Origin of the sequence: Streptomyces sp. NPDC058198 (genome assembly GCF_042882605.1) — a bacterium.
Taxonomy (GTDB): Bacteria; Actinomycetota; Actinomycetes; order Streptomycetales; family Streptomycetaceae; genus Streptomyces.
Genome location: NZ_JBHVVP010000004.1, coordinates 326,417 through 339,247 on the forward strand (window position 1 = coordinate 326,417; position 12,831 = coordinate 339,247).

Annotated in this window: 13 protein-coding genes; 6 read left to right on the forward strand and 7 right to left on the reverse strand. The window is 71.4% G+C overall.

Annotation, left to right across the window (positions count from 1 at the left end; all coding sequences use genetic code 11):
- Positions 1 to 50: 50 nt before the first annotated feature.
- Positions 51 to 866 carry a VOC family protein gene (locus tag ACFVWW_RS17555; protein WP_386878659.1) on the reverse strand — a complete coding sequence of 272 codons (816 nt, stop codon included), beginning with the start codon at positions 864 to 866 and terminating at the stop codon, positions 51 to 53.
- 287 nt (positions 867 to 1,153) lie between these two features.
- Here ACFVWW_RS17555 and ACFVWW_RS17560 point away from each other — a divergent pair, with 287 nt between their 5' ends.
- Positions 1,154 to 1,801 (forward strand): TetR family transcriptional regulator, encoded by a 648-nt coding sequence (locus ACFVWW_RS17560; RefSeq protein WP_384178906.1) that lies wholly within the window; start codon positions 1,154 to 1,156, stop codon positions 1,799 to 1,801.
- 115 nt (positions 1,802 to 1,916) lie between these two features.
- On the opposite strand, the gene ACFVWW_RS17565 is transcribed toward ACFVWW_RS17560, so the two are convergent.
- Positions 1,917 to 2,492 carry a TetR/AcrR family transcriptional regulator gene (locus ACFVWW_RS17565; protein WP_386878658.1) on the reverse strand — a complete coding sequence of 192 codons (576 nt, stop codon included), beginning with the start codon at positions 2,490 to 2,492 and terminating at the stop codon, positions 1,917 to 1,919.
- 68 nt (positions 2,493 to 2,560) lie between these two features.
- On the opposite strand from ACFVWW_RS17565, the gene ACFVWW_RS17570 reads away from it, so the two are divergent.
- Complete coding sequence (locus ACFVWW_RS17570) at positions 2,561 to 3,241, forward strand: pyridoxal 5'-phosphate synthase (RefSeq protein ID WP_386878657.1); 681 nt, start codon at positions 2,561 to 2,563, stop codon at positions 3,239 to 3,241.
- Between the two features lie 32 nt (positions 3,242 to 3,273).
- On the forward strand, positions 3,274 to 4,494 hold the full coding sequence (locus ACFVWW_RS17575; protein ID WP_384178900.1) for a flavin-containing monooxygenase: 1,221 nt from the start codon (positions 3,274 to 3,276) through the stop codon (positions 4,492 to 4,494).
- Positions 4,495 to 4,533: 39 nt separating this feature from the next.
- Here ACFVWW_RS17575 and ACFVWW_RS17580 read toward each other — a convergent pair whose 3' ends face one another.
- Positions 4,534 to 5,874 carry an MFS transporter gene (locus ACFVWW_RS17580; protein ID WP_386878656.1) on the reverse strand — a complete coding sequence of 447 codons (1,341 nt, stop codon included), beginning with the start codon at positions 5,872 to 5,874 and terminating at the stop codon, positions 4,534 to 4,536.
- 81 nt (positions 5,875 to 5,955) lie between these two features.
- Positions 5,956 to 7,197 (reverse strand): MFS transporter, encoded by a 1,242-nt coding sequence (locus ACFVWW_RS17585; protein WP_386878655.1) that lies wholly within the window; start codon positions 7,195 to 7,197, stop codon positions 5,956 to 5,958.
- A 126-nt stretch (positions 7,198 to 7,323) separates the two neighbouring features.
- Here ACFVWW_RS17585 and ACFVWW_RS17590 point away from each other — a divergent pair, with 126 nt between their 5' ends.
- Positions 7,324 to 8,340, forward strand: coding sequence for a GlxA family transcriptional regulator (locus tag ACFVWW_RS17590; protein WP_386878654.1), 1,017 nt, complete (start codon positions 7,324 to 7,326; stop codon positions 8,338 to 8,340).
- A 262-nt stretch (positions 8,341 to 8,602) separates the two neighbouring features.
- Here ACFVWW_RS17590 and ACFVWW_RS17595 read toward each other — a convergent pair whose 3' ends face one another.
- The 3 genes from ACFVWW_RS17595 to ACFVWW_RS17605 all read right to left on the reverse strand — a co-directional run bounded on the left by ACFVWW_RS17595 (position 8,603) and on the right by ACFVWW_RS17605 (position 10,513).
- Positions 8,603 to 9,076 (reverse strand): ATP-binding protein, encoded by a 474-nt coding sequence (locus ACFVWW_RS17595; protein ID WP_384178892.1) that lies wholly within the window; start codon positions 9,074 to 9,076, stop codon positions 8,603 to 8,605.
- A gap of 494 nt (positions 9,077 to 9,570) precedes the next feature.
- Entirely contained in the window at positions 9,571 to 10,083 is a 513-nt protein-coding gene (locus tag ACFVWW_RS17600) for an EF-hand domain-containing protein (RefSeq protein WP_384178890.1), read from the reverse strand.
- 55 nt (positions 10,084 to 10,138) lie between these two features.
- Positions 10,139 to 10,513, reverse strand: a complete 375-nt coding sequence (locus ACFVWW_RS17605; RefSeq protein ID WP_384178888.1) for an STAS domain-containing protein — start codon at positions 10,511 to 10,513, stop codon at positions 10,139 to 10,141.
- Positions 10,514 to 10,792: 279 nt separating this feature from the next.
- On the opposite strand from ACFVWW_RS17605, the gene ACFVWW_RS17610 reads away from it, so the two are divergent.
- Both ACFVWW_RS17610 and ACFVWW_RS17615 read left to right on the forward strand, forming a co-directional pair.
- Positions 10,793 to 11,374 carry a sigma-70 family RNA polymerase sigma factor gene (locus ACFVWW_RS17610; protein WP_384178886.1) on the forward strand — a complete coding sequence of 194 codons (582 nt, stop codon included), beginning with the start codon at positions 10,793 to 10,795 and terminating at the stop codon, positions 11,372 to 11,374.
- 215 nt (positions 11,375 to 11,589) lie between these two features.
- Positions 11,590 to 12,807, forward strand: a complete 1,218-nt coding sequence (locus tag ACFVWW_RS17615) for a maleylpyruvate isomerase N-terminal domain-containing protein (RefSeq protein ID WP_384178884.1) — start codon at positions 11,590 to 11,592, stop codon at positions 12,805 to 12,807.
- The last annotated feature ends 24 nt before the right edge of the window (positions 12,808 to 12,831 follow it).

Here is a 12,831-nt window from a genome sequence, read left to right on the forward strand (position 1 = left end):
GGGTGTCTCATCCCGATCCGGACACCTTGTACCCCACACTCCCCACACTTCTACCTCTCGTCCTCCTCCTGCCCCGGCTTCGACTCGGGCTCCGCCTCCGCCAGTACGGCGAAGGACGCGCCCTGGTTGTCCAGGAGCACCGCCATCCGTCCGTAGGCGATGTCGAACGGCGGTGCGGTGACCCGGCCGCCGAGCCGGACGACCGTCGCCGCGGTCTCGTCCGCGTCGGCGACGGCGAAATAGCTGAGGAAGTGGCCGGGCAACTCCACCGGGAAGGCGTCCGTGATCACGCTGCGGCCGCCGATCGCGGTGCCCGAGCCCGGTTCCGTACCGGCCGGGGACCACATGCGGAAGTCGACGGTGTCATCGGGGAGATCCGTGCTCCGGAAGCCGAAGACCTCCTCGTAGAAGGGGTCGACGCTCTCCTTGTCCCTCGTATAGACCTCGGTCCAGCAGAAAGATCCCGGCAGGCCCTGTTTCTCGAAGCCCGCGTCGTCACCGGCCTGCCAGAGCCCGAAGACCGCGCCGGCCGGGTCCGCGGCCAGCGCCATGACGCCGAACCGTCCGACGGCCATCGGCTCCCGCACCAGCCGGCCCCCGGCGGCCACGATCTTCGCGCTGAGCGCGGCGGCATCGGGGGTGGCGAAGTAGACGCCCCAGACGGTGGGCATCCTGCCGTCCCGCTTGGCGACCAGGCCAGCGACCCGCTTTCCGTCGCTGAACGCCTCCGTGTAGTGCGCGCGCGCCGCACCGCTGTCCTGGCCGAAGGTCCAGCCGAACAGCTCTCCGTAGAAGCGCTTGCCCGCTTCCAGATCGGGGAGCGACACATCCACCCAGCACGGCGTGCCTTCCGCGAATGCGGCCATTGGCCCGGATCCCTTCCGTGTGTGGTGCCCGTCACAGCCAAGCTAAGGGGCCATGACCCCGGGCGCAGGGGAAGAAATAGAACAATTGCTCAATTATCGCAGCGTGAACCCCTCGCCACCCCGAGTTATCCACCGAAGTTGTCCACAGGCTGTTGATAACACTATTCACACCCGAACGAGTGCCGCTCAGCCGCCGGCGCCCTCGCCCGACCCCGGTGCGCGCGGGCCGGTTCCCCATTTGCACTCGGCCAAATCGCGCTCCGATCACCCCTCGGTAAGCTGACGACATGACAGGACAAGTGCGCACCGTCGACGGCCGCGTGGCTGGTCGGCGCGGGCAGGCGACGCGGCAGAAGCTGCTCGACTGCCTCAGCGAGATGCTCAGCTCCTCGCCGTACCGGGACGTCAAGGTCATCGACGTGGCCCGGAAGGCAGGCACTTCACCCGCGACTTTCTACCAATACTTCCCGGACGTCGAGGGCGCTGTCCTCGAAATCGCCGAGGAAATGGCCAAGGAGGGCTCCGGGTTGACCGGACTGGTCTCCGGCCGCTCCTGGGTCGGCAAGGCCGGCTGGCAGACGTCGGAAGAACTGGTCGAGGGATTCCTCGACTTCTGGCGCAAGCACGACGCGATCCTCCGCGTGGTCGACCTGGGCGCGGCGGAGGGTGACAAGCGGTTCAACAAGATCCGCATGAAGATCCTCAACTCCGTCACCAACTCCCTCACGGAGTCGGTGAAGGAGCTCCAGTCCAGGGGCAAGGTCGACAAGGACGTCAGCCCGGCGGCCCTGGCGGGCTCGCTGGTCGTGATGCTCGCCTCGGTGGCCTCGCACCAGAAGAACTTCCAGAGCTGGGGCGTGAAGCAGGCCGAACTGAAGCCGAATCTGGCCCTGTTGGTCCATCTCGGCATCACCGGCAAGAAGCCCACGAAGTAGCCGCGCGAAGCGAGCCGGCGCACCGGCCGGCGGGCACGATACGGGCGTGCCCCGCTCCCCCGTCCTGTCACGCCGGCGGCGGATCACCCCGTTGATCCCTGTCGGCGCTCCCGTCTCACGAGGACGGCAGCAGCCGCTCCACCAGCGCACCGATCAGCGCACCGGCCTCCTCGGCCGGAAAGACACCCGGCAGCGTCAGCTGCTCCACCACCAGCCAGTTGGCCGCCAGATAGATCATCTTGACCGCATCGGCATCGCCGGGCAGACCGGCGTCGAGATGGTTGCGGACATTGGCCTCGACATCGTCGCGGACGCGCTCGGTGAGCACCGCGCGCAGGGCCGGACGGCGGGTGGCCTCCAGCCGCAGTTCGAGCAGGGCGAGATAGCCCGTACGGAACGCGGAGACGCGCTCCACCACCTCACGGACCATCACCAGGACCCGCTCACGCGTGGCCGGTCCTGCCGCCATGGCCGCCAGCGTCGCGTCGTCGGGACGCATGCGCTCATAGATCCGGCCACCCGCCTGGGTGAGCAGATCGTCGCGGTTGGCGAAGTAGTTGGACGCGGTGCCGTTGGGCACCCGCGCCTCGGCGTCCACGGCCCGGAAGGTCAGACCCCGGGCACCCTCACGGGCGAGCACCTCGATGGCCGCGTCCACGAGCGCCGCACGCCGGGCCAGGTTCTGTCGCATGGAGCCTTCGCACCTTCCCTCTCGAAACCACTCCGAGTGTAGTGCTACGAACGGGGTTGAATGACGGCATGAACGACGACCAGCAGGAGAGCCGGCAGGACGCCTTCCGTACGCTCCTGCACGCCCAGCGCGTCTGGGACGCCGAACTGCCCGCCTTCGATCCGGCGGCGGCGCCCGACGATCCGCTCCCGCTGTTCCACCGGTGGTTCACCGAGGCCGTGGCGGCCGGGCAGCCCGAGCCGCACACGATGACGCTCGCGACCGCCGACGAGCGGGGCCGGCCCGACGTACGCATCCTGATCCTGCACGACGCGGACAGCCGCGGCTGGCACTTCGCCTCGCACGCGACCAGCCGCAAGGGCCGGCAGCTCGCCGCCCGCCCCGAGGCCGCGCTCGGCTTCTACTGGGCGGCGCAGGGCCGTGCGGTCCGGCTCCGGGGCCGGGTCCTGACCGCGGGCGCGGCGGAGAGCAGCGCGGATCTGCATGTCCGCTCGACCGGTGCGCTGGCCTCCGCGCTGGTCGGCCGGCAGAGCGAAGTACTGGGCTCGGAAGCCGAGTTGGCCCGGGCGAGCCAGGCCGCGTGGGAGCGGGCGCAGCGCGAGCCCGACGCCGAGGCGGAGTCGTGGACGGCGTACGTTCTCGTACCGGACGAGGTGGAGTTCTTCCAGGGCGACGCGCGCAGGCGCCACGGCCGGCTGCGCTATCGGCGCGAAGGGGATTCCTGGGCAAGGGAGTTGCTCTGGCCCTGAATCCGCCGGGGGCCGACCGGCCGGCCCCACCTGTGATCGATTCGCAACCGATTCCGGGCTCGCCCGAGACCCAACCAAGCATGAGCCGACTACGCTCAGCTTTCATGCCCGACAACTTCGACCTCACCCACGAGCGCCCCGTGTACGTCATCGGCGGTGGCCCAGGTGGGCTCGCCGTCGCCGCCGCACTGCGCGAGCAGGGCGTACGGGCCGTCGTGCTGGAGAAGTCCGACGCGGTCGGGGCCTCCTGGCGCCGCCACTACGACCGGCTGCGCCTCCACACCACCCGTCGCAAGTCCGCCCTGCCCGGTCTCACGATTCCGCGGTCCTTCGGGCGCTGGGTGGCCCGTGACCATGTGGTCCGCTATCTGGAGACGTACGCGGACCACCATGAGCTGGAGATCGTGACCGGCGTGGAGGTCACCGGGGTCGAGCGCTCCCCCGACGGCGCCGGCTGGCTGCTGCGCGCGACGGGCGGCCGGGAGCTGACCGGGCGCGCGGTCGTGGTAGCCACCGGCTACAACCACACGCCGCGCGTGCCGTCCTGGCCCGGCCGGGAGTCGTACGGCGGCGAACTGCTGCACGCGGGCGAGTACCGCAACGCCCAGCCGTACGCCGGCAAGGACGTGCTGGTCGTCGGGGTGGGCAACACGGGCGCGGAGATCGCCGTCGATCTCGTCGAGGGCGGCGCCGCGCGGGTACGCCTCGCCGTCCGGACCGTCCCCCACATCGTGCGGCGCTCCACGGCGGGCTGGCCCGCGCAGTCGACCGCCATCCTGGTCCGCAGGCTGCCGACCCGGCTCGTGGACCGGGCGGCCGCCCTGCTGTGCCGGATCTCCATGCCCGACCTGTCGGCCAAGGGCCTGCCGCGCCCGGACACGGGCCTTTACACCCGGGTGCGCGAGGGCGCGATCCCGGTGCAGGACGTGGGCCTGACCAAGGCGGTGCGCAAGGGCCTGATCGAGCCGGTGGCGGCGGTCGAGTCCTTCGAGGAGGACAAGGTCGTCCTGGCGGACGGCTCGCGGATCGCCCCCGACGTGGTCATCGCGGCGACCGGCTACCACCGGGCCCTGGAGGGCCTGGTGGGCGACCTCGGCGTACTGGACGACCGTGGCCGCCCGCTGGCCCACGGCCGCCGCTCCCCGAAAGAGGCGCCCGGCCTGTACTTCACGGGCTTCACCAACCCGATCAGCGGCATGTTCCGCGAAATGGCGATCGATGCCCGCCGGATCGCGAAGGCACTGGCCCGCTAGGCCCTGTCGCTAGGTCGTGTCCGGCGGGCGGCGCGGTCTTCAGGCGGCTGTCGCCGGCGCCGGCTTCGGCGTCGGCCTGCGCCTGATCACCAGAGCCATCAGCGCCGCCGCCGCGCAGAGTGCGCCGGAGGCGTACCAGACCACGTCGTACGAGCCGAAGACGTCCCGCGCCAGGCCGCCCGCGAAGGCGACAACTGCCGCGCCGACCTGGTGGGAGGCGAGGACCCAGCCGAAGACGATCGCACTGTCCTCGCCGTAGTGCTCGCGGCACAGGGCGATCGTCGGCGGGACCGTGGCGACCCAGTCCAGGCCGTAGAAGATGATGAAGAAGAGCATCGGCGGGTGCACGGACGGCGCCAGCAGCATCGGCAGGAAGAGCAACGAGACGCCGCGCAGCGCGTAGTAGACCGCCAGCAGGCGTCGCGCCTCGAAGCGGTCGGTGAACCAGCCGGAGGCGATCGTGCCGACCACGTCGAAGACACCGATCACCGCGAGCAGTGACGCGGCCGCCGTGATCGGCATGCCGTTGTCATGCGCGGCCGGTACGAAGTGGGTCTTGACCAGGCCGTTCGTCGAGGCGCCACAGATCGCGAACGTGCCGGCCAGCAGCCAGAAGGGGCCGGTACGGGCCGCCGACACGAGCACCGAGACCGCGCGCCGCGCCGCCCCGGTCACCGGCGCGGGCTTCGGCAGGAACTCGTCGGAGCCGTACGCCGGCAGGCCCACGTCCGCCGGGTGGTCCCGCAGCAGCAGCCAGACGAACGGGACCACCGCGAGCGCGGACAGCGAGACCGTGATGGCGGCCGGGCGCCAGCCGTGGTTCTCCACCAGCCAGGACAGCAGGGGCAGGAACACCAGCTGACCGGAGGCGCCCGCCGCGGTGAGAATGCCGGTGACCAGACCGCGCCGGGCCACGAACCAGCGGTTGGTCACCGTCGCGGCGAAGGCCAGCGCCATCGAACCGCTGCCGAGTCCGACCAGAACGCCCCAGTACAGCACCATCTGCCAGGGCTCGGTCATCGTTATCGTCAGCACGGACCCGGCCGCGATGACGGTGAGCGCGACGGCGACGACCCGGCGGATGCCGAAGCGGTCCATCAGCGCCGCGGCGAACGGCGCGGTCAGCCCGTACAGCGCGAGATTGACCGAGACCGCGAAGCCGATCGTGCCGCGTGACCAGTCGAACTCCTCGTGCAGCGGCTCGATCAGCAGACCGGGGAGCGAGGCGAAGGCCGCCGCGCCGATGATCGTCACGAAGGTGACGACGGCGACGTACCACGCCCGGTGGATACGCCGCCGGCGGCCGGGAGCAGAAGCCGGCCCGGGAGCCGGAGTGCCGTCCGCGGGAAGTTCCGTTGTCTGTGTCACGTCAGACAGCATCGACGGGCGGAGCGGTCCTTACGAGTGGCCCGAGGGACAGCGTTCGCTACGATCGGGCCATGCCCCCGGGGTCGCGCCACGTCACCGCACGCGCTTCAGCCCCCGTATCGCCGGCACGGCGAACAGCACCCCGCACACCGCCACATTGATCACCGCCCCCGCGACGAGCACCTCCCGCAGCCCCACCGCCTCCGCGACAGGACCCGCCAGCGCCCGGCCCACCGCGAGCATGATCAGCGACCCCGCCACGTCGTACGCGTGCAGCCGGTTGAGTGCCTCGTTCGGGATCTGCGTCTGGACCGTCGTCGACCACATGACCAGCCAGAACGCCAGCGACACACCCCCGGTGAAGAAGCCCGCGGCCAGCAGCGGCACGGGTACGTCGTACGCCAGTACCAGCACGTTCGCTATCACCCCGAACAGCGCGAACGTCCCCGCGAAGAGCGGTCTGCCGGGCCGCAGCCGCATCGCCAGCAGCCCGCCCACCGCGTTGCCCGCGCCATTGACGGTCATCATCAGCCCGAACATCGCCGAGCTGTGCCGCTCGGTGACGACGACCGCCTCCAGCGGCGTGATCGGGCCGAGCACCGTGATGCCGTACACCGACCAGACCGCGATGACCCCCCACAGCCAGGGCCGCGCCCGGAACTCCCGCCAGCCGCCGATCAGTTCGTGGAGCATCGACTCCCCGGTCACCGGGGCGACGGAGGACATCCGGATCAGGAAGAGACAGAGCCCGCTGACCGCGAAGGTCGCCGCGTTGACCCCGAAGATCAGGCCGGGACCGCCGAATCCGGCGAGCACGCCCGCGACGGCAGGCCCCGCCATCGCCGTCAGCGACTCGGCGACCCGCAGCACCGCGTTGCCCCGCTGCACATCGGGCGCCATCAGCGGCAGCATGCTGGCCACCCCCGGCTGGAAGATCGCCGCGCCCAGACCGCTGAGCGCGCTGAGCGCGTACACCAGCCACAGCGCAGGTGGTCCGGTGGCGAAGGCGGCGGCCAGCACGGCGGTGCCGACCAGCCGCACGCCGTCCGCCAGGACCATCATCCGGCGCGGGGTGAAGCGGTCGGCCAGTACGCCCCCGACGATCACGAACCCGGCGAAGCACACCATCCACGCGCCGAGCGCGAAGCTGACGGACGAGGCGCCGTACCCGGCGTCCAGCAGCCCCGCGGCGAGCGCGACCGGCACCATGCCGTCGCCGAAGCGCGCGACCGTACGGGCGAGGAAGAAGAGCCGGAAGTTACGGTTCCAGAGGGTCGGGCCCGCCGCGCCGGACGGAGGGCGGGAAGTCGGTCCGGGAATGGCCTGAGCCGCCACGCGCTTGTGTGTCACAGAGGCGACAGATATCAAGTGGTGGTCTGGACCACCAGGGGGCGTCCGGAGAACGGACAACGGACCTCGGGACACGTCCGGAGAACGGACCTCGGGACAGGGGAGCACACCATGCCGGACCGCCGTCCGCACCGCGTCGTCGTACTCGCCCTCGAAGGGCTGCTCCCCTTCGAACTGGGCATCCCGCAGCGGATCTTCGGTCTCGCCCGGGGCGCCGCGGGCCGACCGCTGTACGAGATCGTGACCTGCTCGGTGCGGCCGCCGGGACCGGTGCGTACCGACGCGGACTTCTCGATCCTCGTCGAGAACGGCCCCGAGGCGCTCGCCACCGCCGACACCCTGGTCGTGCCCGCCTCGTACGAACTCGGGCCGGTCTACGACGAGGGCGTGCTCACCGAGGAACTCGCCGCCGCCTTCGCCCACCTGCGTCCCGGCACCCGTATCGTCTCGATCTGCACCGGCAGCTTCGTCGTCGCCGCCGCCGGTTTCCTGGACGGCCGCGCCGCCACCACCCACTGGGCCTCCGCCGCCCACTTCCAGCGGCTGTTCCCGCGCGTCAAGGTCGACGCCGACGTGCTGTTCATCGACGACGGGGACGTGCTGACCTCGGCCGGGGTGGCCGCCGGGATCGATCTGTGTCTGCACATCGTGCGGCGCGACCACGGCACGGCGGTCGCCAACGATGTCGCGCGGCGTACGGTCGTCCCGCCGCACCGGGACGGCGGCCAGGCGCAGTACATCCAGCGCCCGTTCCCCGAACCGCAGCTCGCGACCACCGCCGCCGCCAGGAGCTGGGCGCTCGCGCGGCTCCACGAGCCGATCCAGCTGCGCGACCTGGCGGAGCGTGAGTCCATGTCCGTACGGACGTTCACGCGCCGCTTCCGCGAGGAGGCCGGGATCAGCCCCGGGCAGTGGCTGACGCAGCAGCGGATCGAACGGGCCAGGCAGCTGCTGGAGTCGACGGATCTATCGGTCGACCAGGTGGCGCGGGACGCCGGGTTCGGTACGGCGCAGTCGATGCGCCAGCGTCTCCAGTCGGCGCTGGGCGTCCCGCCGACGGTCTACCGGCGTACGTTCCGTGCCGGGGGCGGGGCCGTATCCGAGGTCGGGGTCGAGTCACGGAGCTAGCGGGCCAGCGAGCCCGGCGGGCCGAAAGCCGGGTGGCGGCGAAGCCGCGCGCGCCCCCGAGCACGGCACGACGTCCACCACCCGGCTGACCACGGCGCACAGGCCCTGCTCCCCACTGCCCCGGAGGAGCTGACGCCGAGCCACGACCCGCATGCGCCACGGTCCGACCCACGGAACCCCTGGCGTCCCCTCGCTACGAATCGCTCATCCCAGGGTGATCAGGCCGGGGTGCCCCGTCAACAGCGATGCGGGACGCGCGGCATCACGCCGGACGCGGGACGACGCACGACGGCTCATAGGTGGCCGGTTCGTACGCGCCCGCTGCGACCCCCGGCGCACGTCTGTCGACCTCGCACCAGATGCGTTTGCCCGCGCCCTCCGGTTGCCACCCCCATCGGTCGGCGAGTCCGTCGACCAGTTCCAGGCCGCGGCCGTTGGTGTCCTCGCCGTCCGCATGGCGCGGCCGCGGTGGAGCGGCGCTCGTGTCGGCGACCTCGACCCGTACGGTGCCGGCCTCGGCCGCCCCCGAGCCGAAGAGCATCCGCAGCACGGCCGGACACCCCGTGTGCACCACGGCATTGGTCACCAGCTCGGAGATGAGCAGGATCAGCGTCTCCGCCACCGGCTCGTCATCTTCTATACCCGAACCCGCAAGCCGGGAACGGGCCCATCGACGGGCACGTCCCACCTCCGCGGGATCGGGCCCGACCTCCAACTGAACCTGAAGCACCTGCACCGCTCACACCATCCGAACCGGCGGACACATCGCCTCGCGCCTCGACAAGGTCCTCAACAGGGTCACGGAACGTGACTTCCTTGCGAGACAGCATGGTTGACGTACAGTCACCGCAACAAGCGCTTCGGGCATATTCCAGCGCGAAGGAGTACGCGTGGTGCATACTGTGCGACGCACGTCGCGGGGAGTCGAACATGGGCGCTTTGAGCGCCTCTGTACCGCGCGAGCGGCGCACATTCGGGGCCCCGGCGCCGCCGTACCGGCAACACCGCGACCCTCGCGCCCCAGAACCTCTCGCACCCGACGGAGCGTACCGGAGCTCACTCACGACTCCGCCCTGTGACGGCCCGCCGTAAGGACACAACCCGGTATCGGCCTCGATACCGCTCCTTCACCACGCACGGTGACGCAGCAGAGCGCTGAGGCCAGAGCTTCGCGAGCGGGGCCGGGTCGCCTCACCGGCCCCGGGCGCGCGAAGCTCCGCCGGACAGGGCCTACGGCTCCGGCGTGACGTAGTACGCAGCGAAGTTGGTCAGGATCTCTTCCTCGTGGATCCTGCCGTCGCCGTCCGCGTCCAGCGCCGCGGCCGCCCGGGCCGCCGCCTCCGGACCGACACCCAGCACGCGCAGCGCGCGTTCGGCCGCCGCGGGCGTCACACCGCCACCGTCCCCATCGGCGACGGCAATCGCGGCGTGCAGGAACGGACGGGCGATCTCCGCGAACCGCTGGGGGTTGTCACGCAGCCGCTTCACCGCGCCCGTGACGAATTCCTGCCTGCTGACCCGCTGGTCGCCGTCCACATCCGCGATCCCGGCCATGCCCTGCCAGAATGCCTCGGCCCCGCTGTAGAGCGCCTGGCCCTTGTCGGAACGGGCGGTCGTACCGAACTCGGCGAGAAGTGCCGCCGCGGCTCCGCTGAAGTCCTCACGGTCGATATAGCCGCTGCCGTCCTGGTCGAAGGCTGCGAACCGGGAGGCGATCTTGCCCTCGTACTCTGCGCTGTCCATGCCCGGAGCGTACGACGACAGGAGGCCGCCGTGTGCTCCGTTGCCGGGAGTTCGATTACGCGGAGAGCGGCTGCGCCTCTTCGTCGACGGCCGTGGGCACATCCGGGTAGACCTCGAAGAGCCGGCGCACGCCGAGAGCACCGAGGACCCGGTTGACGTGCGAGCCGTCCTGCGAGCCGCGGGCGGGCAGGATGAGATGGAGTCTGCCCCGGCAGGAATGAAGCAGCCGGCGGGACGCGATCAGCACGCCGACCCCGCTGGAGTCGCAGAAGAACACCCGGGAGAGGTCGAGCACCAGTTCGTGACGGCCGGCGGCGACAGCGTCGTGGACCCGCTGCCGGACCTCGGGTGAGGTCACCAGGTCCAGCTCACCGGTGATGTGCAGCACGGTCCACGGGCCCTGCTCGGACTCGTCCACTGTGAGCGTCACGCGCCTGGACCTTTCCTCGTGGCCTCGTGGATCCGGGTGCCCTCACGGATCCGGAAGTTGTCCTTCCTTATCGCCGCCTCTGCCCCAGCGCTCACCCGTGAAACACAATGTGAGCAGGCTGGCAGATTCCTTACCGTGCCCGGCGGGTGTGGGGGGCGCATTTGACGCAAAGGGGCGTGCGTTGTCGGCGCGGCCCACTACATTCGAGGGAACGGCGGGCTCAGAGATGATGGTGGCGAGGAGCGGACAGGCAGACAGAAGGACAGGGTTGGGGGTCGCATGGTGAAGGACACACCGCCCCGCTGGGACCGCACCATGCAGCAGCGGCTCACGCGGGGCGAGGCGGCCGCGCTCGGAGAGCTGTACGACCGGTTCGCGCCACTGGTGCGCAGCCTGGCCCACCGCGTGCTCGACGACGACGCGGCCGCGGATCGCGTCACCCGCGATGTCTTCGGCCAGGTCTGGGAGAACCCGGGGACATATGACCCCAAACAGGGCTCGATGAGATCCTGGGTGGCGAAGCTCACACGCCTGCTGGCGGTGGAGCGGCTCCGGCAGACGGAGGCGGAGGCGTACGAAGCGAGCGGGGAGGGCACGGCGGAGGAGCTGGAGCAGAAGATCGGTCAGGCCTCGGCGGCGGCTCGCGCGGACTACATCGTGAGATCGATGCCGACGCCCCTGTGGGACGCGCTGGAGCTGGCGTACTTCCAGCGCAGGGACTACCGCCAGACGGCGGCCGACCTCGGCGTCACGGAGGACGAGGCGCGACGCCGGCTCCGGCTGGGTCTGCAACTCCTCGCCACGGCCAACTCCCGGGCGCTGGACGGCTCGTCGCCGCCGGAGAACGGACGCTCCCGGTGACCGGCCCCGTGGACAACGATCCCCACGACGGCCCTGACGACGGCCCTGACGACAGCTCCGGCGACGGCTCCGGCAACAGTTCGGGCGACGGCTCTGGCGACCGTCCTCGAAACGGTCCTCACGACGGTCCTCACAGCGGTCCTCACGACGGCTCCGGACCGGGCGATTCCGGGTCATTCCACCGCATACCGGGCCCGAGGTCCGCTCCGGACGACATGACCACGCGCCCGCGCCGCGCGCCCGGGATCCCGGCGCAGGCGATGGAGGTGGCGGCAGCCGCCGGGCCCGACGCCACGGCCGGGCACCGCGCGGCCCGCGCGGCGGGGGCGCTGACACACACCGTTCTCAAGTCCCTGCTGGGCGCCTGGGCGCTCGCCGCGTGTTCGGCCGAGGAGACCGCGCTCGTCGAGGAGCACCTCACCGAGTGCGCTCCCTGCGCCGGGGAAGCCCTGCGGCTGCGCGACGCCGTCGGGCTGCTGCACGCCGACCGGAGCCTGGATCTCGATCCGAAGCTGCGCTCGCGCGTGCTGGAGAACTGTCTCGCCCGCCGGCCCGCCCGGATCCCCGTGCCCGGCTGGGCCGCTCCGTACGACGCCGAGGCCGCGCGCCTCGACGCGCTGCTGCGCGACATAGACGACGCGGAGTGGCACGCGCCGGTACGGCTCAAGTGGTTCGAGGACGAGCGGACCGCCTCCCGCAAGACGACGGTCGCCGGGGTCATCGGGCATCTGATGAGCGTCGACGGCCTGGTCGCCACCGCCCTCGGTCTCGACGACCCGCTCGGCTCCGCCGCCACTGCCGCGCCCCTCTCGCTCACCGACCGTACCGAGAGCCTCTGGGGTGCGGCGGCGTCCCCGCCCACCCGGGCCGTCCACGAGCCGTGGCGCGAGCAGAGCCACACCCTCATCCGTACGGTGTCCTACGCCGGCCGGAACACCGCCGGACTCTCCGTCTCGTACGGGGACTTCGCGCTGCCCCTGCGCGACGCGCTGCTCGACCGCGCCTTCGAGTGCTGGGTGCACGGCGCGGACATCGCGGAGGCGGTGGCCTATCCCTACGACCCGCCCAGCGGCGCCCATCTGCACCGGATGATCGACCTGGCGGCCCGGCTGCTCCCGGCCGTCCTCGCCGCCCGCCGGCAGGGCGGTCTGGCCTCCCCGCCGCAGGACCTGGTGGCGGCGGGCTCCCCCGGCAGATCCCTGCATCTGGAGGTCGAGGGCGCGGGCGGCGGCGACTGGTACATCGCGCTGGACTCACCCGCGGCGGTCGGCTCCCCCGAGCGTTCCGTGGCCCAGGTCGCCCTGGACGGCGTCGAGTTCTGCCAGCTGGTGGCCGGCCATGTATCCCCGGAAGAAGCGGCGGCGGGCCAGGAGGGCGACCGCGAGGCGATCAGGGACGTCCTGTTCGCGGCGGCCGCGATGAGCCGCCTCTGAGCCTGAGCCGTACCCGCTCCGATC

Coding starts and splice junctions, on each gene's coding strand:
- ACFVWW_RS17580 (WP_386878656.1), bottom strand. CDS start 5,874: ATGCTGTCTGACGTGACACAGACAACGGAACTTCCCGCGGACGGCACT.
- ACFVWW_RS17565 (WP_386878658.1), bottom strand. CDS start 2,492: ATGCGACAGAACCTGGCCCGGCGTGCGGCGCTCGTGGACGCGGCCATC.
- ACFVWW_RS17555 (WP_386878659.1), bottom strand. CDS start 866: ATGGCCGCATTCGCGGAAGGCACGCCGTGCTGGGTGGATGTGTCGCTC.
- ACFVWW_RS17590 (WP_386878654.1), top strand. CDS start 7,324: ATGCCGGACCGCCGTCCGCACCGCGTCGTCGTACTCGCCCTCGAAGGG.
- ACFVWW_RS17610 (WP_384178886.1), top strand. CDS start 10,793: ATGGTGAAGGACACACCGCCCCGCTGGGACCGCACCATGCAGCAGCGG.
- ACFVWW_RS17600 (WP_384178890.1), bottom strand. CDS start 10,083: ATGGACAGCGCAGAGTACGAGGGCAAGATCGCCTCCCGGTTCGCAGCC.
- ACFVWW_RS17560 (WP_384178906.1), top strand. CDS start 1,154: ATGACAGGACAAGTGCGCACCGTCGACGGCCGCGTGGCTGGTCGGCGC.
- ACFVWW_RS17615 (WP_384178884.1), top strand. CDS start 11,590: ATGACCACGCGCCCGCGCCGCGCGCCCGGGATCCCGGCGCAGGCGATG.
- ACFVWW_RS17570 (WP_386878657.1), top strand. CDS start 2,561: ATGAACGACGACCAGCAGGAGAGCCGGCAGGACGCCTTCCGTACGCTC.